The 20,407-nt window shown below is 39.5% G+C and carries 15 protein-coding genes and 12 tRNA genes; 13 read left to right on the forward strand and 14 right to left on the reverse strand.

Annotated elements, in window-relative coordinates:
• From GQR55_RS00805 to GQR55_RS00815, 3 genes are all read right to left on the reverse strand, one after another.
• Window positions 1–73, reverse strand: a tRNA-Glu gene (locus GQR55_RS00805).
• A 143-nt stretch (window positions 74–216) separates the two neighbouring features.
• Window positions 217–292: transfer RNA gene (locus GQR55_RS00810), tRNA-Glu, on the reverse strand.
• 37 nt (window positions 293–329) lie between these two features.
• Window positions 330–405, reverse strand: a tRNA-Ala gene (locus GQR55_RS00815).
• Window positions 406–1,381: 976 nt separating this feature from the next.
• Here GQR55_RS00815 and GQR55_RS00820 point away from each other — a divergent pair.
• The 10 genes from GQR55_RS00820 (at window position 1,382) to GQR55_RS00865 (ending at window position 4,540) form a co-directional block, all read left to right on the forward strand.
• A tRNA-Val gene (locus GQR55_RS00820) sits at window positions 1,382–1,457 on the forward strand.
• 149 nt (window positions 1,458–1,606) lie between these two features.
• Window positions 1,607–1,682, forward strand: a tRNA-Val gene (locus GQR55_RS00825).
• Between the two features lie 50 nt (window positions 1,683–1,732).
• A tRNA-Val gene (locus GQR55_RS00830) sits at window positions 1,733–1,808 on the forward strand.
• 32 nt (window positions 1,809–1,840) lie between these two features.
• A tRNA-OTHER gene (locus GQR55_RS00835) sits at window positions 1,841–1,932 on the forward strand.
• Between the two features lie 29 nt (window positions 1,933–1,961).
• Window positions 1,962–2,037 (forward strand) — tRNA-Val (locus GQR55_RS00840).
• Window positions 2,038–2,085: 48 nt separating this feature from the next.
• Window positions 2,086–2,161, forward strand: a tRNA-Val gene (locus tag GQR55_RS00845).
• Between the two features lie 33 nt (window positions 2,162–2,194).
• Window positions 2,195–2,270: transfer RNA gene (locus GQR55_RS00850), tRNA-Val, on the forward strand.
• A 61-nt stretch (window positions 2,271–2,331) separates the two neighbouring features.
• Window positions 2,332–2,407: transfer RNA gene (locus GQR55_RS00855), tRNA-Val, on the forward strand.
• 65 nt (window positions 2,408–2,472) lie between these two features.
• A tRNA-OTHER gene (locus tag GQR55_RS00860) sits at window positions 2,473–2,564 on the forward strand.
• Between the two features lie 326 nt (window positions 2,565–2,890).
• A complete protein-coding gene (locus tag GQR55_RS00865; protein WP_166419096.1) occupies window positions 2,891–4,540 on the forward strand; it encodes a tetratricopeptide repeat-containing response regulator in 1,650 nt (549 codons plus the stop codon).
• A gap of 267 nt (window positions 4,541–4,807) precedes the next feature.
• Here the strand turns inward: GQR55_RS00865 and msrB are convergent, their stop codons facing one another.
• The 10 genes from msrB to GQR55_RS00915 all read right to left on the reverse strand — a co-directional run bounded on the left by msrB (window position 4,808) and on the right by GQR55_RS00915 (window position 16,663).
• Complete coding sequence (msrB, locus tag GQR55_RS00870) at window positions 4,808–5,248, reverse strand: peptide-methionine (R)-S-oxide reductase MsrB (protein ID WP_166419097.1); 441 nt, start codon at window positions 5,246–5,248, stop codon at window positions 4,808–4,810.
• Window positions 5,249–5,341: 93 nt separating this feature from the next.
• Window positions 5,342–5,782, reverse strand: coding sequence for a hypothetical protein (locus GQR55_RS00875; RefSeq protein ID WP_166419098.1), 441 nt, complete (start codon window positions 5,780–5,782; stop codon window positions 5,342–5,344).
• A 2-nt stretch (window positions 5,783–5,784) separates the two neighbouring features.
• Complete coding sequence (locus GQR55_RS00880) at window positions 5,785–6,303, reverse strand: DUF2919 domain-containing protein (protein WP_166419099.1); 519 nt, start codon at window positions 6,301–6,303, stop codon at window positions 5,785–5,787.
• A gap of 10 nt (window positions 6,304–6,313) precedes the next feature.
• Window positions 6,314–8,332 (reverse strand): NAD-dependent DNA ligase LigA, encoded by a 2,019-nt coding sequence (ligA, locus tag GQR55_RS00885; RefSeq protein WP_166419100.1) that lies wholly within the window; start codon window positions 8,330–8,332, stop codon window positions 6,314–6,316.
• 80 nt (window positions 8,333–8,412) lie between these two features.
• Complete coding sequence (zipA, locus tag GQR55_RS00890; protein ID WP_166419101.1) at window positions 8,413–9,180, reverse strand: cell division protein ZipA; 768 nt, start codon at window positions 9,178–9,180, stop codon at window positions 8,413–8,415.
• 74 nt (window positions 9,181–9,254) lie between these two features.
• Complete coding sequence (locus GQR55_RS00895) at window positions 9,255–12,656, reverse strand: AAA family ATPase (protein WP_166419102.1); 3,402 nt, start codon at window positions 12,654–12,656, stop codon at window positions 9,255–9,257.
• A 68-nt stretch (window positions 12,657–12,724) separates the two neighbouring features.
• Window positions 12,725–13,456, reverse strand: coding sequence for an RNA methyltransferase (locus GQR55_RS00900; protein WP_166419103.1), 732 nt, complete (start codon window positions 13,454–13,456; stop codon window positions 12,725–12,727).
• A gap of 78 nt (window positions 13,457–13,534) precedes the next feature.
• The gene (locus GQR55_RS00905; RefSeq protein ID WP_166419104.1) at window positions 13,535–15,583 is read right to left on the reverse strand and encodes an FUSC family protein; all 2,049 of its coding nucleotides are present in this window, start codon (window positions 15,581–15,583) and stop codon (window positions 13,535–13,537) included.
• A 10-nt stretch (window positions 15,584–15,593) separates the two neighbouring features.
• The gene (locus GQR55_RS00910; RefSeq protein ID WP_166419105.1) at window positions 15,594–16,454 is read right to left on the reverse strand and encodes an HlyD family secretion protein; all 861 of its coding nucleotides are present in this window, start codon (window positions 16,452–16,454) and stop codon (window positions 15,594–15,596) included.
• A 5-nt stretch (window positions 16,455–16,459) separates the two neighbouring features.
• Window positions 16,460–16,663 carry a DUF1656 domain-containing protein gene (locus tag GQR55_RS00915; RefSeq protein ID WP_024600681.1) on the reverse strand — a complete coding sequence of 68 codons (204 nt, stop codon included), beginning with the start codon at window positions 16,661–16,663 and terminating at the stop codon, window positions 16,460–16,462.
• Between the two features lie 234 nt (window positions 16,664–16,897).
• Between GQR55_RS00915 and GQR55_RS00920 the strand changes: the two genes are divergently transcribed.
• Genes GQR55_RS00920 through GQR55_RS00930 form a run of 3 tightly spaced genes read left to right on the forward strand, consistent with a single transcriptional unit; the run spans window position 16,898 to window position 19,424 of the window.
• Window positions 16,898–18,007 (forward strand): YjgN family protein, encoded by a 1,110-nt coding sequence (locus GQR55_RS00920; protein ID WP_166419106.1) that lies wholly within the window; start codon window positions 16,898–16,900, stop codon window positions 18,005–18,007.
• Window positions 18,008–18,016: 9 nt separating this feature from the next.
• A complete protein-coding gene (locus GQR55_RS00925; protein ID WP_166419107.1) occupies window positions 18,017–19,039 on the forward strand; it encodes a M48 family metallopeptidase in 1,023 nt (340 codons plus the stop codon).
• Window positions 19,026–19,424, forward strand: coding sequence for a DoxX-like family protein (locus tag GQR55_RS00930; protein WP_166419108.1), 399 nt, complete (start codon window positions 19,026–19,028; stop codon window positions 19,422–19,424). The genes GQR55_RS00925 and GQR55_RS00930 overlap by 14 nt, the downstream gene beginning before the upstream one ends.
• Window positions 19,425–19,483: 59 nt before the next feature.
• Here the strand turns inward: GQR55_RS00930 and speB are convergent, their stop codons facing one another.
• Complete coding sequence (speB, locus tag GQR55_RS00935) at window positions 19,484–20,407, reverse strand: agmatinase (RefSeq protein ID WP_166419109.1); 924 nt, start codon at window positions 20,405–20,407, stop codon at window positions 19,484–19,486.

Genomic DNA, 20,407 nt, shown 5'->3' on the forward strand with positions numbered 1-20,407 from the left:
CGTCCCCAAGGGGATTCGAACCCCTGTTACCGCCGTGAAAGGGCGGTGTCCTAGGCCTCTAGACGATGGGGACACATAAATGTATCACTAGGACAGTTGATTAGTTTAACTCACATCCTGAGTTTAAGGTAATTGCGTTTAGTACAAGTAAAGACTCGAGCTTTAATTGTGACGCTATTTTCTCGGTAAAACCGCCTTTAGCTAATTAAAGCTAAATGGCGTCCCCAAGGGGATTCGAACCCCTGTTACCGCCGTGAAAGGGCGGTGTCCTAGGCCTCTAGACGATGGGGACACAGAAAACTGCTACCCTAGGACAAAACACTAATTTTTGGTGGAGCCATGCGGGATCGAACCGCAGACCTCTTCACTGCCAGCGAAGCGCTCTCCCAGCTGAGCTATGGCCCCAACTTAATCAATACCCGTCGTGATAAACACATCGTGTATCGCTTAGTGCGGGGCGCATTCTATGCACCACCCAAAATAAAGTCAACAGTTTTTTACCTAGCTTTATTTAAATGGTTTAATTTTCAACAAACTGGCTATCAAGCGTGCTAAAAAGTACAATTTGAATAAGATTCTAGCCCTATTGCTTATAATAACATCACTATATTGCAGCGAATACTCAATCAAGCCCTACTCTCCCTAATTGATGCAACAAAGTTGCATCAAAGAAAAGGTATACATTTATATGCAAATTGAACTTATTTAAAAAACTACCGAGTTAGGCCTCGCCAATCGCCTTAATCCTTTAACCGGTTGCAAAACAACAAGGCTTAAATATAAATACTGTAAGTATCGTCATCTTCACTCTATTACTAGATAAGTTTAATTCAGAAATGCTCGCTTATTTTTGAATAGAGGAACTACGGCTTTTTGAATAGAGGAACTACGGCGCCTTATGATTCTGCGTACAAGGATAGTAATGATATCTGATCTATCCAATTTTAAATCGAAGGCTATTACTGAAGAATGCATCTTTACGAGTTAGCTAGGGCTGGCTTGTGAAATAAAGTAAGTATAAAAAGAGAGTTTAAAGTGCTATTAATTCACTCACTTTGAGAAATTTAGATTGATTTTATTCTAAGGGTCTGCCCTATTAACTAAATAACTGATCCTAATATTAATCCATTTTGTCCATAGCAATGAAAAGTGATACCAATAAAAAGACAATGAGCTACGTACTATTATAATTCCCTACTCACTTTTAGGTGCTTATTTGAACTGCAATCTTAAATTTGACGATAAAATAGACTTCAACTGTATCCTATTGTTTATAAAACCTTCACTCAGTACATTTTTATCATTCAAGTGTTGACACATTTCCAACTCTATCTATAATAGCGCCCCACAACAACGCAGCAATGTGATGTTGTTTAGATGTGGGTGATTAGCTCAGTTGGGAGAGCATCGCCCTTACAAGGCGAGGGTCACTGGTTCAAGTCCAGTATCACCCACCACTTTTTATAAGTGTTCACATCTAAATTCTATATGGGTTGTTAACTCAATTAGAAAAAGAGAGCATCACCGCTACTTACAAGTAACGGCGAAGTTCACTGGTTAAAGTCCAGTACTATTTACTTTAATAGTAGCGTTTTAATTTATATGTGGGTGATTAGCTCAGTTGGGAGAGCATCGCCCTTACAAGGCGAGGGTCACTGGTTCAAGTCCAGTATCACCCACCACATATAAAACCTATTATTATATTAATAGTTGAGTACTAAAATTGTAATATGGGTCGTTAGCTCAGTTGGGAGAGCATCGCCCTTACAAGGCGAGGGTCACTGGTTCAAGTCCAGTACGACCCACCATTTTTTTAAAATGGTGTATATTACAAAAATCTAAATGGGTGATTAGCTCAGTTAGAAAAAAGAGAGCATCACCGCTATTTACAAGTAACGGCGAAGTTCACTGGTTCAAATCCAGTACTATTTATTTTAATAGTAGCGTTTTAATTTATATGTGGGTGATTAGCTCAGTTGGGAGAGCATCGCCCTTACAAGGCGAGGGTCACTGGTTCAAGTCCAGTATCACCCACCACATATAAACCTATTATTATATCAATAGTCGCGTTTTAAAATTTAATATGGGTCGTTAGCTCAGTTGGGAGAGCATCGCCCTTACAAGGCGAGGGTCACTGGTTCAAGTCCAGTACGACCCACCACTACTTACAGTGGTGCATATTAAAATGTAATTTGGGTGATTAGCTCAGTTGGGAGAGCATCGCCCTTACAAGGCGAGGGTCACTGGTTCAAGTCCAGTATCACCCACCAAATTACATCAAGCGGTTTATTGATAATAAAGAATTAAATAACAAGCATACCTATTATATGTGGGTGATTAGCTCAGTTGGGAGAGCATCGCCCTTACAAGGCGAGGGTCACTGGTTCAAGTCCAGTATCACCCACCACATATAAGCACTTCTACATCATCTAATCTTAATTCTTCTGACTATTTATCGTAAAAAGCCTATTCGGGTAATTAACTCAGTTGTAAGAAAAGAGAGCATCGCCTCCCTTTACAAATAATGGCGAGGGTCACTGGTTCAATTCAAGTATCACCCACCACATATAAATATGATTAAGTCATTTCCTTAGAAACAACTCCTCTTTACTATTTTAAATAATTTTATAAAAATTCAATTTATGATTTGCGTATAATTACCCTAGCTATAAAAAATGACATCATCACTACCTATTAATACTTCAGCCCTTACATCAAAACAAATAATCATTTCAATACTAACACGGCCAAATAAAGTCACTCTGAAGTGGAAATATGAACGTACTAGTTAAAATTAAGTACCTAATAAATACACCTATCATTTAAATTCCCTTGTAAGGCGTTAAACTGTTGATTATAGTCTGTGTTAAATACAATAACGCTTAAGCCAATGCCAACTAAGATCTATGCAAAAGCCAAAATACTTATAGTCGAGGAGCAACCACTTGCTCAAAGCTATATGAAACAATCGTTAGAAAGGCTTGGCTTTCGGCAGTTGCGCTTTGCCGATCATGCAAACTCTGCAAAAGAGCAGTGTTTAAGTGAAGAATTTGATCTAATAGTTTGTTCATTTAACTTAAGCAAACACCAAGATGGCTACCAGCTTTATGAAGAGCTACGTGTAAAACACCTTATAAAAAGTTCGACTGGGTTTATTTTCATCTCAGCAGAAACTAGTGGCTCACTCGTTCATAGTGTTCTTGAACTTCAGCCTGATGACTTTTTAGTTAAACCTTTTACAGTGCAAGAACTCAAAACACGCATTGAACGAATTTTAAAGCGAAAACACGATTTACAAACAGTGTATTCACTAATTGATGATGGTAACGATTCAAAAGCTATTAAATTTATTGATACCGCTCTAGATAAAAAAAATAATAATTACAGCCCTATCCTATTGCGCTTAAAAGGCGATGCACTACTTCGCTTAAAACGCGATCAAGATGCAAAAGACTTTTTTAAATCTGTTCTCGATATTCAAAAATTTGCTTGGGCAAAAGTGGGCTTAGTAGAGGCACTTATAGCTAATAACGAACATATTTTGGCGCAGCGAATGCTCAAAACAATGCTTGAGCGCCAAGAAACTAGGTTAGTAGCACTCGATTTATTAGGTAGATTAGAAATAAAACTAAATAAGTTTGAGCTAGCGCAGAGCTTTTTAAGTCAAGCAGCAGAAATTGCACCACGCAATATTTCACGTCAAAAATCGCTAAGCAATGTGTCGCTAATTAATCACGACTACGAAAAAAGCTATTTGACTCAAAAAGATATAGCCACCTTTGCAAAACATTCAATACACGACCACCCGGATGTATATTTAAATGCAGCTCGTGCTGGTATCGACTTTGCGTTAACGACGGATCAAACCGATCAAATACAGCGAATTTCAAGGCAAACTAATCAGTACATTAATGATTTAAAAAAACAGTTTCCTAATAATGCGAATCAAGCTCAAATTGATGTACTTAATGCACGACTTCATTATTTAAAAGACGAGCACCAAAAAGCTAAAAAGCTAATTGAGCAGCTTGATGATGACGATACTCACATCCGATCGGTTGATGGCGCACTTGATAAAGCAAAGGCGTTTCATGAGCTGGGATTTCATCAAAAGGCACAAGCCTTATTCACTCAAATAATCAGCCACTGTGAAAGACACCCTGCGGTTAGCGACACAACTTACTTGCGTTATATTCAGCAGCAACAAAGTGAGCGACGCGATATTAAAATGGGTCCGAAAGAGCTTAATAACCATGCGGTTAATCAATTTAATAAAGGCCAATTAAATACGGCACTGGAAGCGTTTACACAAGCATTTAGAGTCATGCCTCGTAATCAAAGTATCGCACTTAATTTATTACAGTGTTTATTTGATTCAACCAAGCAATCTGGCAGCTCATTCAATATAGAACTTGCTAAAAGATGCTACGCCCTTCTTGATAAAGCTAAGTTACAAGCAGATCAGACGCAGCGTTTAGATAAGATTTTGCATATAGCAAAAGAAATGAATTTAGATATTCAAAGCGCTAGGGCGCGTTGATCTTTGGTGGGTGAATTTTCAGCAGTATGTTTGGTTTTTAGGCAAGGCGGAGCCTATGTAGTGTGGTTATTCCCCATGAATAGGCGATAACGCAGCATAAATACCAAACATGCGCTGCCCTTTGGGTTCTTTCTAGGGACGATTAACTCTTTGTTGCTCGGTTTTTACTTAGCCCACTAGGTTACAAACCTCGCGCCGCGATTTAATCGCCCCTAGATTGAACAAATTTCAATCCACAAAGATCAACACGCCCTAATAAATAAAATATTAGAGTTTTTTCATTGATGCGGCATTAACGCAATAACGCAAACCTGTTGGCAATGGACCATCTGGAAAAATATGCCCTAAGTGCGAATCACACACGTTACAAATCACCTCTATGCGCTCCATACCATGACTTGTATCGCTTACATAACCAATTGCTTCAATTGTTGCAGGTTGCGTAAATGACGGCCAACCAGTACCGCTATCAAACTTTTCATCTGCATCAAACAATAGATTATCACAGCAAATGCACACATACTTGCCAGGTTCGAGCAATGTGCAACTTCCCGAGCTACCTGGGCGCTCTGTTCCCTTTTTACGTGTTACGTAATATTCATCTTCTGATAGTTGCATCCGCCACTGCTCATCAGTTTTGACTACTTTTTTACTCGGGGTAGGATTGCCGTTGGTGGCAAAATTAATAACATCATTCCACTTCAACATAATAACCTCATTGAATAGTTGATTAGCGGTACTTTCTAAATTTATAGAGAAGTATCACCAAGTATTACGTTTTTGAATAGAGCGAAGATCAGCCTAATCAAAGGTAATGCTTTGCTTTTCTGAATCGGTAAGTATTCGTTTAATAAAACGAGCTAGTTCTGCTTTTTTTACAGGCAAACTAACGCTCATTTGACGCTCGTTATTACTATAAATTATTAGCTCGTCATCCTTAGTTGTTATGCGTTCGATACTTTCAATAACTAACCAATCAGGACCGTGCTTTTTATCAAAAAATCCCATCAAACTAAAAAGTAATAAGTGCTGGGCATCTCGTTGAATAAAATCTTCTAACCTATTTCTTGATTTAAATAGCGGGGTAAGTCTATAAATACTTGAACAAAAAATAAATATCCATAATCCAAATAACACTTTAAACCACATAAACTCTAAAAGCTCAGTGCTAATCATTAAAATAACAAGCACTAATCCTATTAGCGAAACCGCTATCGCTATTTTTTTATTTACAGCGTCCACATCTAATCCCTTTTAAGTCGCTTTTTTTCTTCTGATGCTTTTTCCGTCGGCTCAGGCCAATCATTGAAAAAAACAGTTAAATAACGGCTTTTCATCAAATACCACAGTACCCATAAAACAATCATCATTTGTATGGCTAAAAATGGTGAAAATCGATAATGACTATGCGCAGCTTGAATGCTTAACCATGTCAAATCAACAACGGCGCATAAAATAAGGGGCCAACGCATATGTCGCCATATTTTTGCTAGCCTGTCGCTCGCACTATGCGAATCTCGAGGCCTGCGTAAGCAAAATAAAATAGTCGGTATTATTGCAACACTTCCGATTGCTATTGCGATAAAAAAATCATTTTTATTTTTAAAAAATAACGACATTAAATCCAGTTCAGGCCTGCGGCTTAAAGCCGCTATCACCCAAATAAAATAGCCGCGTAAAAGCACAAGTACACTTAAATGAAATGCAATAGGTGTACGGTAACTTCCGTACTTATCCCAGTATTCTGGCCCATATCGGCTCATTTTTGTTTTCCTAACCGTTATGCTTTATAAGCAGCTCTATTAACTCATCTTCCGTCAGTATGTCGATACCTAGGTCTTGCGCTTTAGTTAATTTTGAACCTGCTTTTTCACCTGCTACTAGTGCATCTGTTTTAGCCGATACACTACCCGATACTTTGGCGCCTAGTTGCTGTAAGCGTGCTTTAGCATCATTACGATTAAGTGTATTAAGCGTACCTGTAAGTACATAAGTAAGCCCTGCTAGCGGCTGTTCTTCCTCAGAAGGTGCACTTAGTGCTGGCCAATTTACGCCTTGCTCTATAAGCGCATTAACAACTGCTAAATTATGCTCTTCATCAAAAAAGCCACGAACATGAGCAGCTACTATTTCGCCTACATCGCTCACCTGCGTTAAACTATCAATGCTGGCATTTATTACATTTTCAAGGGATAGGAAGTGATTTGCTAAATTTTGTGCTGTTGCTTCACCGGCTTCACGAATACCCAAAGAGTATAAAAACTTAGCAAGCGTAGTGCCTTTAGCCTCTTCAAGCGCTGTTACCAAATTTTTAGCCGACTTAGGTCCCATGCGCTCAAGAGATTCAAAATGCCCTTGTTTTAATATAAACAAATCAGCCGGTGTTTTTATAAGCTCTCTATCGACTAGCTGATCAACAATTTTATCGCCAAGGCCATCTATATCTAGTGCCTTGCGCGAAGCAAAATGCTTAATAGCCTGCTTACGCTGCGCAGGACATACAAGCCCGCCAGTACAACGAGCTACAGCTTCGCCTTCTACTTTTTCAACATGGGAGTCACAAATTGGGCACGTTACAGGAAACTCTATATCGCGTGCATTATCAGGGCGGCGTTCAAGCACAACTTGAGTTATTTGCGGGATCACGTCTCCTGCGCGGCGAATAATAACTGTATCGCCCACTTTTACACCTAAACGAGCAATTTCATCGCCATTATGAAGTGTTGCATTTGATACTGTTACGCCACCTACAAAAACAGGCTCTAAGCGTGCAACCGGTGTAATAGCACCCGTACGTCCAACTTGAAATTCAACATCAAGTAATTGTGTTATTTCTTCTTGCGCTGGGAATTTATACGCAATAGCCCAGCGAGGAGCACGCGCTACAAAGCCTAAACGCTCTTGTAAGGTCTTTTGATTTATTTTTATTACTACGCCATCAATTTCATATTTAAGCTCACCACGGCGCGTTAAAATATCGCTGTAATACTCAAGCGCTGCTTGTGGGCCTTCGACTAGTTTTGTTTCAGGGCAAAGCGGTAACCCCCAATCAGTCAACTTTTCTAATTGCTGATAATGATCCTCAGGGATATTGCCATCAGCAACAAGCCCGGTACTGTAAGCGTAAAACATAAGTGGCCGTTTGGCGGTGATTTTAGAGTCGAGCTGACGTAAGCTACCCGCTGCGGCATTACGTGGGTTAACAAATACTTTTTCACCGCGTTTTTCTGCCTCAGTATTCAATTTATCAAAGCCAGCGCTGTCCATAAATACTTCGCCGCGAACTTCAAGCTCTTTTGGGTAATCACCACGTAGCTTGAGCGGTACATTACGAATAGTTTTAACATTTTGAGTAATGTTTTCACCAGTAAAACCATCACCTCGCGTAGCCGCTTGTACAAGCACACCATCTCGATAAATAATCGATACGGCTAATCCATCAAGTTTTGGCTCACAACAAAAAGTAAGCTCATCACTACTCATTAAACGCTCTTTTATACGGCGATTAAACGCAGTGAATTCTTCTTCACTAAACGCATTATCAAGCGATAACATGGGTACTTGGTGCGCTACTTGCTCAAATTTACTAAGTGCTGCACCGCCTACTTTTTGAGTAGGAGAATCAGCGGTTAAAAATTCTGGGTGCTGTGTTTCTAGTGCGCTTAGTTCGCGTAATAACCTATCGTATTCAGAATCAGGAATACTAGGGGTGTCGAGCACATAATAATTATAGTTGTGTTGCTCTAATGTAGTACGAAGATGATTAACTTGCTCACTAATGCTGCTAGACATTTAAACCTCAATAAACATAAAAAAAGCCACTTTGACGATTCACCGTCCAGTGGCTTATAAAAATATAATGTATGCGTTATTTACGCTGAAAAAGAACGGACCTGCTCAACATATTGTCTTACGCGATCTACCGTCATTTCATTTCGCTCAGCATCTAAAATTTGTGCACCAAATTCATCCGCTAATTTTTTAGCTGCGCTGTGCAACATATTAAATGCAGCTAAGCCATCGCCGTCGCAAGGTAATGTCATAAATAAGCTTACCCCAGCGGTACTAAATTGTTCCATATTATCAATATCGAACGTACCTGGGTTGTACATATTTACTAATCTAAATAAAACAGGGCCTTGACCAGCCGGATCTAAGTGGCGATTAAAAAAGCCTTCCTCAGAATATTTAAAACCTAAAGTGTTAACTGCTGGCAATAATTTACTACCTTGCATGCTAAGCTCTTCTGGCATTTGAATATGCACAATAACAAAGTCAGACATTTGGGCAGATGCTTCTTCAGCGCTTTGCTCTTTTGCTTCTAGGTCATCAACTATTTCTAAGTCATCTTCAATAGGAACTTCTGGGACACTCGTATCAATTTGCGGCTCATTTTCATCAAAGTTAAGCTCACCAAATTGCGGCTCGTCACGTTCGTTTTGCATAAGCTCTTTTGGCTCAGCCTCAGTACGAAACGGTTTAGATGAAGCTGGTGCGCTCTCTTGCAATGGCTCAACCCGTTCATTATCCGATATTTCTGGGCGGTCTTTTTTTCTAACAGACCACAATCCATGTATTAGTAAACCACCAATGACAACTACACTGATAACGATTAAAACCCATCTTAATTGTTCGGCCATCCCCTCACCTTTTATTATTTGATATGCCTAAAGCCTGTATATTAATTAAAAACTAATACACTTGTTATAAAAATTTATACGTGTGCAAGTTGCACAGCTTGTTCTATATCTACAGCAACCATACGCGATACGCCAGGTTCTGCCATAGTAACACCCGTTAATCTACCTGCCATTTCCATCGCAATTTTATTATGACTAATATAAATAAACTGCACAGATTGTGACATTTCTTCAACCAAACGACAAAAACGCACAACGTTGGCATCATCTAATGGTGCATCTACTTCGTCCAGCATACAGAAAGGAGCTGGATTGAGCCTGAATATAGAAAACACTAATGATAATGCGGTCAGCGCTTTTTCTCCACCACTTAACAAATGAATTGTTGAATTTTTCTTTCCAGGTGGTCGTGCCATTATACTAACACCACTTTCGAGTAAATCGTCACTGGTTAATTCTAAATACGCGCTCCCGCCACCAAAAACTTTAGGAAAAAGCTCTGCAAAGTCTTCGTTAACTTGATCGAACGTCGCTTTAAAGCGTGTTTTAGTCTCACTATCAATTTTACGAATAGCCCCTTCAAGAGTACTTAACGCTTTGGTTAAGTCATCTAATTGATTATCAAGATAATCACTACGGGCTTTAGCTAAATCAAACTCTTCTATTGCCGCTAAATTTACCGCGCCTAATTTTTCTAACTGATTAGTAAATCCGGCTAACTGATTTTGCGCTGCACTTAAGTTCAATGAATCAGGTAATTCATCGAGTATTGCTTTTAAACTTTGCTTTAAATCTTCTAATGGTTCGAGGGCAAGCTGCGCTTTTATAAGTAAACTTTGTTCTTCAATTGTTAGCTTTTGATGCTGCTCTTGCAAGCCCACCAGCTCACCTTGTGAGTTTTTAAGACTTGCTTGCTTGGTGTTTAAACTTTCTTTAGCGTGAGATAATTCTTTTTGTAGCACTACCAGTGCCTGCTCGCCTTTTTGATGCTGCGATAAAAACTGCGTTATTTTATCGCTAAGCTCTTGCTCTGGTATAAGCAGCTCTTCTATTTCATTGAGTAGTTCTTGCGCACCTTCAGATGCACTAACGTGCTCCTGCTCTGCATGGCTCAATTTGGTTTGGCTTAACTGCCATTCACTGCGTGCCTTTTGCTCTGAGAGCGTTGCCTTATGCGCTTGCGTTTTATATTGCTCAAGCATGCTTAATGCTTCGCTATAACTTTTATCACTTTGTGAGCGCAGGCTATTTGCAACGTCTACCTCATCCGCTAAGTTAAGTTGCTGCTCATTTAACACTTCCAATTGCTCTGTTTGCTCATCAAGCACGTTATTTAATTGCAAAAGCGCAGTGGTTAATTGCTGTTTTTGTTGCTGTAGCTTTTCTAGTTGAAGCTTAAAGTGCGCTACTTGCTGTTTGAGCATATCGCTGCGTGTACCGGCTACTGCTATATTTTGCGCAAGCTCATGTATGGCTTCTTTTAGCTCGCTTTGCTCGTTAATTAACTTTATTTGATCAGCTGTATGTTCATCACGAGTGTGTGTTACTTGTTTTAGCTCATCCTCGGCATTGGTTAACTGCTGAGCTTTATCCTGCAATTGCTTATGCTTTAAAAGTAATGAGTTTTCGGCATTGCGATCAGCACTTACATGCCAGTTACGACCATATAAAGCACCGTTTTTATCCATAACGGCTGTATAAAAAGCATCGTTTAACAGCGTTAGATCACCGCTCTCGCTATAAGCAATACGCGATAAATGATCTGGGTACACGCCGCTTGTTATGAATGCCGCTAAGCTATTTTCAGCAATGTGCTTAGTACTAATTGGCCACACACTATTATCAGCTTGCTGCTCACTTACATTTAAGTGATCTAGCGATTTAAGTGCTTGCTCTATTAAGGGCTCAAAGCCTTCTTTAACACTTAGCTGATTAAACAAACCATTAGTACTTTCACTTTCTTCATCAAGCCCTAATGTACTTTTAAGCCCGGTTATACTAGCTTTTAACTCGTTTATTGTTTGAGTAAGCGCTGAGTATTGCTTTTGTGAGTTATTAACACGCTCATTTTGCACTTCAAGCTTAGCACTGCACTGTGTATGCGCTGTTTGTTTAGCGGCCAGTTCTTGAGTTAATGTTTGTGTTTGCTGTGTTTGCTGCGTTAATTGCTGTTCTACATCGCTACTTTGTAAGTCAGTAAGCTGCGCAGTTAACTGATCAATTTTCTCGTTAACATGATCAATTTGCTGCTGAGTTTGCTTAATATGGCTGCTATGCAGTTGCGCATTATTATTAAGTTGTTGCTGTTGCTCACACAAAGCTTGCCAGTGAGTGTTACGGCGCTGCTTAAGTGCTAATAAGTCCTCAAGCTCATGCGTTAACTTCCTAACTTGCTCTTCGCACATTAGGCTGTTTTCACTTGCCTCTTGTAGGGTTTCATTTAGCTGTTCGCACACAATTTGCTGCTGCGTTTTAACCTCAGTGCTATGGATTTGGCGTTGCTGTAGTTTAATTAAATTTTGTTTAAGTGTTTGGGTTTGCTGCTTTACACTTATTTGCTGTTGCTCAGCGCGAGTAAGCTCGGTGTGTATTACATGTTGCTGGTGCTGTGCATCGCTTAGTTTATCTTGCTGAGCTTGCACTTGTCCTTCTAAGCTTGCAAGTACATCGTCATGCCCTGAGTTAGCTGTTTTAAAAAACGAAATCTGATCGTTCAGCTTTTTAATTTGGGCACTTTTTTCAAGTTGTTGCTGGTGTAGCTTTTGCCACTTTAAAACCGCAATTTGCCCTTTTAGCGTGCGCTCTTGCGCTTTTAACTCACGGTATTTTTTTGCATCAACTGACTGCACAGCGAGTTTATCTAACTGGCTTTGCAGCTCTTTACGCACATCGAGTAAACGTTCAAGGTTTTCGCGGGTGCTTTTAATACGTGTTTGGGTTTCGCGGCGGCGTTCTTTGTATTTAGAAACGCCAGCGGCTTCTTCTAAAAATACGCGTAGCTCTTGTGGTTTACTTTCTATTAAGCGCGAGATCATCCCTTGCTCAATAATCGCATAACTTCGCGGACCAAGGCCAGTACCTAAGAATATATCGGTAATATCGCGCTTACGGCATTTACTACCATTTAAAAAATATAGTGACTGCCCGTCGCGCGTTACTAAACGCTTAATGGCAATTTGGTTTCTGTCGGCAAATGTATTCGAAGGATTACCTTTGTCGTTATCAAAAACAAGCTCTACGGAGGCTTGCGATATGGCTTTACGATTGGTTGAGCCATTAAAAATAACGTCGGTCATGGCATCGCCACGCAGATTTTTAGCAGAGCTTTCACCTAGCACCCATCGCACTGCATCAATAACGTTCGATTTGCCACAGCCATTAGGGCCTACAACACACGTCATTTGATCAGGAAATGGAATTTTAGTGGGCTCTACAAACGATTTAAAGCCCGCTAATTTAATAGTGCTTAAGCGCATCTTTTTGTTATTACCAATTTATTGTTGTTATTGATTACAAACAATTTAACTCATAAATAGTTAAAAAGTTAAGCTTGGCGTTTAAAGTTATCTAAAATAATACCCGTAGCCATTGCCACATTTAGCGATTCTGCACCACCAAAAGCGGGAATGGTGATTTTATTAGTGACTAACTTTGCACATTCATCGCGTATACCATGCGACTCACTGCCCATTAGTAAAACGCCTGAGCCCGTAAATTGGGTTTTATGTACACTTTGTCCATCTAAAAACGCACCGTAAACAGGTAGGTTTAAAGACTGTAAATAATCAGGTAAATCTACTTGGCTTACCGATACCCTTACAAATGAGCCCATCGTGGCACTAATTGTTTTAGGATTATACGCATCGGCGCTGTCGGTACTGGTTACTATATGTTTAATGCCGTACCAATCAGCCACTCTAATTATAGTGCCTAAATTACCAGGATCAGATACGCCATCAAGCGCGAGTATTAAGCCATTGGCTTTAGGTAGCTCTGCATTTGGCATATCAACAATAGCAATAGCTGCATTATTGCTCACTAATGTACTAGCTTTAGTAAGAGACTCTTCATCTGCTTCAATAAAGTTAGCGTGCTGATATTTACCTTGATACGTACTTATAAATTCGTTTGTGGCAAAAATATTAACCACATTTAATGGGCTGTTTAATAACTCAAGTACGTTTTTTTCACCCTGTACAAGGTATTGATTATATTGCTTTCGGTACTTTTTTTGGCCAAGTTGGCGAATAAGTTTGAGTTGGTTTTTTGAAATCATAACAGCCCCATAAAATTATCCGCCCAGTATAACAGATTTAGCAATCACTTCTGAACTTCAAAAATACAAAAGTGCTTATTAAGCGACATCTAAACTCGCTATTTTTTTAGCGCTTCTCTCAAAAGTGAGATTAATGCGCATAAACATCCCTTTAATGGTTTCTACTTGGCTACTTTCACCTGCGGCATCTACTAGCTCTGCGTATAAGGCGTCCGATTTATTTTTAAACTCATTACTACACTTACCTTTAGTAGCTAATAAAAAAGCATCTGCAAGGGATTGCTGCCAGCTAATAAGTTGCTTTAAATCCTTACCTGCTAGGTTTGTACAAATTGACTGCAAGCGAATAGATGCATGCCCTACATTTAAAGCCGTTAAGGCTAAATCGGTAATAGCGCGTGAATGCGACCCTTGATCGTAGTTAGCTAAACGCAGTAAGCGGTCAGACATTCTACGGTTATACCAAATAGCTGGCGTACGCTGCTGATGTATTTGAAGCAAATCTTGATGAGTTGTTTTAAATACTCTATGCACAAGCAAGCGTACACTGGGCCCTGTTATTAAATGAAATACCCAAAACAAAATACTCACTCCTGTAAAAATAGCCATGGCAGCACTTAATGTATAATCGATAGAAAACGCTAAGCTCATATCGGTGCTTGGGCGCACTAAAATAGAAAACGGAATACAAAACCCTAAACCGTAAGGTAGTGTAGCTCTATCGCCAAGCAGTAGTAATCCTAAAAAGTAAGGGCCCGCTAGCACTAAGATTAAAATCTCTAATTGCCCTCCGCTTTGCGATAATAAATTAAGCGCGTAAAAAATAGTTACAATTGATGCGACCACTATGCCAATAAGTAGGCGCTTTATTACCACTTTTAACATGGCAAGCGGAATGCGCGCTAACATGATTGAAAAAATTACCGGTAAAATCATGATCATTAATGCAGCTGACGAGCCTGTACTTATCCAAATGCATGCGCCAATAACAAAAACGAGACTCGTTCTAAGCCCTACAAAAACACCTGCTAGCGGGTCGCGATAAGTAAGCATACTTGGGGCATTTAGTAAGCTTTTGTCTCGTTCCTCAAGTGCCTTATAAGCTTTTAGTAAAACGGTTAACTCTGAGGCCACTTCTAACGCGAGTGACAGCATATGAGATTCAAAGGGAGAGTCTGTTTGGTTCTCAGCTTTAAGGGCTGTTAAGTTTTTTCTGTATGTTTTTACTTCACCCGCGCAATACTCAAAACAATCTGACTTTGCAATATTGCATAAAACATCACTTAAGTTTTGCATTAGCTTGGTTAAGTCGGGGGTGATTAGCTCAGTGTGGCTGCGCTGTAAACGACCAAATATTTGTATTAAAGCAAGTAACGAAAGCACTTTTTGCGAAACTTGGTTAGCAGCGCGCGAACGACCAGGGCCTTTAGGGCCTTCGTATCTTACTGCGCTTGAGTCTTCGTTTATTACGCCCAGTGTGGCCATAATTCCATCGATTTGCTGATGACGTTTTTCGTGGGTGCCTTTTGTGTCTATTTCGGTAACTAAGTAGTTAAGTGTTTGGTTAATAACAGAGCGAGCTTGAACCTGTAATGTCTCTTTAACTTTAACTGGCCAAAATAAATGGCTAACTAATCCCGCACAAATAGACCCAACCACTATCTCGCTCATACGCGATTGTGCTATATCAAACACAGCTTGGCTGCTTACTGTTGTTGGGTTTGCCATAACTAAAAGTACTATAATTTCGGCCGTTACAGCTGCCATTGCAAAAGCATAAACAAAATTAGCTTGGCGCACCATTGCCGAAAGCGCTGAATTTAACCCAAGCCACAATGCTAAAGTTCCAAGCGCTAAATAAGGGTAAGGCATAAGCTGAGTAAGCAGCAATATACCAAATAAGCCACCAATAATAGTGCCTACAATTTGGCAAATTGCTTTTTCTACAACTAAACCGCTTTCTGGCCGTAACTGCAAAAATATAGCTGATACTAGTGCCCAATAAGGCCTATCAAGATTGAGATACATAGCAACGCTTAACGACATTGCCATAGCAATAACGCCTTTTGTTGCAAAAATAATGGCCTGTTTTTTAGGAAAAAACAAATTCCTCAATACATCACCCAAGGCATTCTCCCTACTGAGTATTGAGGTGTATTGTGGCGGTCATTCCGGCGCTAAGCTGTATATCCTCTGGCACCGAATCTAGTTTTATATCAACAGGAATTCGCTGTGATAAACGCACCCAGTTAAATGTTTGCTGTACCACGGGTAAAAGCTGTGTATTACTTTGCGTGTTTGTATTCGCAATGGCTTTACCCACACTAATTACATGCCCGGTTAAAGCCTTGCCACCGCTTAACAGTGATATTTTAGCTTTTTGATTGTCATGGATTAAAGGAATTTTAGTTTCTTCAAAGTAACCCGTAACGTAAAACGAATCTGATTTTACAATGGCAAATACCGATTTGCCTTGAGCTACATAATTACCTTGGCGTAAGTTTAAGTTAATAATTTGCCCACTAACGGGGGCATACACTTTTGTTCTATCAAAGTTAAGTTGAGCTAATGCTTGATCTGTTTTTGCAAGTTCATAATTGGCTTTTGCTATTTTTGAATTAATGCGTGTTGACTCAAGCCCTTCTTCACTAATTGCTTGCTGAGTGTTTAAACCTTTTCGGCGAGCTAGTTTATGTTTTGCCAACTCCCAAGTGTATAAAGCATTTTCAGTAGTCGCTTTACTCCTATCAAGTGCCGCTTGGTAGCGTTTGTTGTCAACACTAAAAAGTAAGTCACCTTTTTTTATATTTTGACCATCTTTAATGTTTAGCCCAATTACCCACCCCGACACATCGGGCGAAACGGTGACTATTTCAGCTCGAATACGACCATCTCGAGTCCAAGGAGTATGCATGTAATCAGTCCATACCCATCGTCCTGCAAATACAGCGGCTATAACAACGATTATGGTTAAAAGTATACGTAGATATTTTGTCATCTAATTTATCTTCCACTGAGTAGGTAAACGGTTAAGGCCAAATAACAAATAAATAAAGACACCTCAAACCAAGCCACCTTCCAAATACGGTCGTGCCAATCTAAACGATGTAATATAAAACGTGTAATGGCTGTTAAAATAAAAGCGATAGGAAAGTAAATAATCAAAGGGCTAAACTCTACCCCGCCTAAAACAACTGCTTGCAGCATAATAAAAATCCATATGTGTTTAAAAACGGTTAAAAGTTGAGTGCGATAAAGCAGATATCTAATTATATTAATTTTGTGCTTAATTTAAAATTAATAGGCACACAATTTTAAGCCTACTGCTAATACTTATAGCCTTTTAATCAGCTACTTGCAAAACTGTGGTGTTATTATAAACATTGAATTTTGCACCAAATTTAGGTAAATTAACAAAAAAACAACATGGATATAATTTTAATGGAATCAATACACCCTACTCCCCCCGAAGCAAACCCACCAGTAAATGAGCCTGCTGAACCCATATTTAGCGGAAAAGTGCAGTTTAGTGGTAAAGGCGGTGAGTTTTTTGGCATTTGGATTGTGAATATATTACTGAGTGTTATTACGCTCGGCATATACTCTGCGTGGGCTAAAGTACGTACGCATCGCTATTTTTACGGTCATACTCGAATAGATGGTCATAGTTTTGACTACCTAGCAACGCCAATACAAATTTTAAAAGGCCGGATTTTAGCGGTTATTGTGTTTTTTATTTACACATTCTCTATTAGCTTTATGCCTATACTTGGCCTGTTTATTGCTATTGGTTTTATCTTTTTAATGCCATGGATTATTAACCAAGGTTTACGTTTTAATCTGCGTATGACGCGCCATCGTAATGTTCGCTTTGCTTTTAAAGGCAGTTATGGCGAAGCCTTTGTTAACTTTATACTTTTACCTATAGCAAGCATATTTACACTCTATTTATTAATGCCTTATGTTATAAAACGTATTGATAGCTATATCCATAGCAACATTAGTTACGGCGACCAACCACTTACTGTAAATCTAAAAGGCGAAACCTATTACCTAACAGCGCTAATTTGTTTTGTGGTCAGCTCTATCACAATGGTGGTATTTATGGGGATTTTAGGATTATTTGGCCTCAACTTATTAGATGTTGAAAATGCACAAAACTTAGAAAACTCCCCTGCTATGGTTATGCTTCCTATATTTATGATGATTGCCTATGTGCTAATGATTGCCATTGTTTCAGCTGTATGGCACGCCGCTATTAGAAATCACATTTTTGATAACAGCCATTTTGAAGGCGTTGCTACATTTAAATCAGAGCTAAAGCCCATTCCTTTCGCCGTTTTACTACTCACTAATATGTTGGCTATTGTATTTTCTTTAGGGCTTGCATACCCATGGACAAAAGTACGTACATCAAAAATGCTTGCCGATGTAACTAACGTCACTATTTATCCTGGTGCATTGAATCTGATTGATACCGCGCAGGATCAGCAATCATCATTTGCTGAAGAAGCTGCAAACGTATTTGATATTGACCTTTCTTTAACTTAAGAGCTCACTATGCATGTAAAGGGACATTTTTTTCCCAAAGCATCGAGTAATTATCAGGTGTGTGTTGCAACTATTAGCGACACACACATTGAAATTATTAACGATGAATATGTTATTGCTCGCCACGCAATCTCAAGTCTTAATTTAAGTTCGGGGATGGCAGGACTTGCTGACGAACTAAACTTTGAAGATGGCAGTCGTTTTATTCCACTTGATGTAAGTTACAGGTGGCCATTTAAAGAAAATAACCATCATATAATGGAACGCCTTGAAAAAAGTAAGTGGGCCATTTTAGCCGCCGTAATTTTTACGCCACTATTTATGTGGTTAGTACTTTATAAAGCAGTGCCCGCCATTGCTGTTTATAGTGTTGATACCCTACCGCGTAGTGTTGTAGAGCAAATGGGTGAGCAGAGTTTTACCCTTATTAAAAAAATTGCGCTTGACCCAAGTGAGCTACCCGCAGAGCAGCAAGCTAAAGTACAAGCGCATTTTAAAGATATGCTTAATGCATTATCGCTTGATCAATCAGTTTATCGATTATCGTTTTATAAATCAGACAGTTTTGGCGCTAATGCATTCGCACTACCCCATGGTCGCATAGTCGTCACCGATGAGTTAGCCAATTTACTTGCCGATAAACCCAATGCGCTAAAAGCGGTATTGCTACACGAAATGGGTCATGTAGTCCACCAGCATAGCGTACGTATTACAGCGCAATCTGCCGCAAGTACGATTGTGTTAGCGGTTGTATTTGGTGATTTAGAAGGTGTTGCAGAGGTTGTATTAGGTACGGGTGCATCGTTTGCTCAGCAAGGATTTTCACGTGATATGGAACGTGAAGCTGATAGTTTTGCACTCATACAACTTGAACACTTAGGATATTCGAGCAATGACTTTGCTGATGCAATTGAAGCACTGCAAAGTGCACATACTAGCGAAAACGAACACCTTGAAAAAGTGAATAACTTATTAGAGTACTTATCTAGCCACCCAAGTGCACAAGAGCGTATTGATAATGCTAGGAAATAATCGCGGTTATATTCAACTTGCTCGCTACATAGTGAGTTTAAGTTGGATATATCACGGCTTTTTCCCAAAGCTTTATCACGTAGCGCCACTTGAAAAGTTAATGACGGGCAGTGCTGGTTTTTCAGCCGAAGTGTCTGACTTGATTACACGTTCGGCGGGTGTTGGCGAAATTATATTTGGATTGTGTTTATTTGTGTTTTACAAAAATAAACACCTAATAATTTTAAATATTTTAGCGTTAATTGGCCTTTTACTCGCTGTAGTTGTAATGCAGCCACAATTACTTATTGAAGCATTTAACCCTGTAACTACTAACCTTCCGCTTATTGGGCTAAGCGTTATTTGGTTAAAAGAAATTAAATTACTGAATAATCGATACCTCTAACTAAAAAAGGGTATGCCAGCGCATACCCTATTTAGTTTTAAACTCTATTTTAAAATAAATTAGTACTTATTTTTATGTGTCCACAAATGTAATAATTCGCTCGCAATGGTTGCTGCGGCAATAGCGGTAAGCTCACTTTGGTCATACGAAGGTGATACTTCTACCACATCCATACCTACCATATTTATGCCTTTTAGCGCGCGCAGTACTTTAAGTACTTTATCTGACGTTAAACCACCACACACAGGAGTGCCTGTACCAGGCGCAAACGCAGGATCTAAACAATCTATATCAAATGTTAAATAAACAGGTAGGTCACCTACTCGCTCAAGTATTTGCGCTGCAATATCATTTGCATGTAAATCGTTGGCTTGCATTGCATCAATCACAGCAAACTCATGTTTGCTTTGATCAAAGTCGGTACGAATACCTATTTGTATACTGCGTTCAACATCAATTAGCCCTTCCATTGGCGCATGATAAAACATAGTGCCGTGATCAAAACGCGAACCGTTACTATAGGTATCTGTGTGCGCATCAAAATGTACTAATGCCATTTTGCCATGTATTTTTGCATGAGCACGTAATAGTGGAAGCGTCACAAAGTGATCCCCCCCTAAACCTAATAGCGTTTTACTTTGGCGAAGTATTTGCTCAGCAGCCATTTCTAGTTGCGCAGTAAAATACTCAGAATCGCCAACTGGGTAAGTAAAGTCCCCTGCGTCTGCCACTTTTAAGCGTTCAAACAACGGGAACGTCCACGGGTACTTAGTGTCTTCCCATGCTAAATGAACCGACGCTCTGCGAATGGCATCAGGACCTAAACGTGCGCCAGGGCGACCCGATGTCGCTAAGTCAAACGGTAAGCCTAAAACCACTACGTCTGCATCAATTGCATTAATATTTTGCACCATAGGACGACGCAAAAACGTCATCCCATTTGAGTACAATGAGTGATCTGCGTGACCAAACAAAGTCGACAT

This window comes from Pseudoalteromonas sp. Z1A8 (assembly GCF_011378855.1).
Lineage (GTDB): Bacteria > Pseudomonadota > Gammaproteobacteria > Enterobacterales > Alteromonadaceae > Pseudoalteromonas.

Bases quoted from the DNA above. Each gene is read 5' to 3' on its own strand.
- ligA (WP_166419100.1), bottom strand. From the start codon at position 8,332: ATGTCTAGCAGCATTAGTGAGCAAGTTAATCATCTTCGTACTACATTA.
- GQR55_RS00915 (WP_024600681.1), bottom strand. From the start codon at position 16,663: ATGCTGCAAGCAGTTGTTTTAGGCGGGGTAGAGTTTAGCCCTTTGATT.
- GQR55_RS00920 (WP_166419106.1), top strand. From the start codon at position 16,898: ATGGAATCAATACACCCTACTCCCCCCGAAGCAAACCCACCAGTAAAT.
- speB (WP_166419109.1), bottom strand. From the start codon at position 20,407: ATGTCGACTTTGTTTGGTCACGCAGATCACTCATTGTACTCAAATGGG.
- zipA (WP_166419101.1), bottom strand. From the start codon at position 9,180: ATGGCCGAACAATTAAGATGGGTTTTAATCGTTATCAGTGTAGTTGTC.
- GQR55_RS00910 (WP_166419105.1), bottom strand. From the start codon at position 16,454: ATGACAAAATATCTACGTATACTTTTAACCATAATCGTTGTTATAGCC.
- GQR55_RS00925 (WP_166419107.1), top strand. From the start codon at position 18,017: ATGCATGTAAAGGGACATTTTTTTCCCAAAGCATCGAGTAATTATCAG.
- GQR55_RS00895 (WP_166419102.1), bottom strand. From the start codon at position 12,656: ATGCGCTTAAGCACTATTAAATTAGCGGGCTTTAAATCGTTTGTAGAG.
- GQR55_RS00880 (WP_166419099.1), bottom strand. From the start codon at position 6,303: ATGAGCCGATATGGGCCAGAATACTGGGATAAGTACGGAAGTTACCGT.
- GQR55_RS00865 (WP_166419096.1), top strand. From the start codon at position 2,891: ATGCCAACTAAGATCTATGCAAAAGCCAAAATACTTATAGTCGAGGAG.
- GQR55_RS00930 (WP_166419108.1), top strand. From the start codon at position 19,026: ATGCTAGGAAATAATCGCGGTTATATTCAACTTGCTCGCTACATAGTG.
- msrB (WP_166419097.1), bottom strand. From the start codon at position 5,248: ATGTTGAAGTGGAATGATGTTATTAATTTTGCCACCAACGGCAATCCT.
- GQR55_RS00900 (WP_166419103.1), bottom strand. From the start codon at position 13,456: ATGATTTCAAAAAACCAACTCAAACTTATTCGCCAACTTGGCCAAAAA.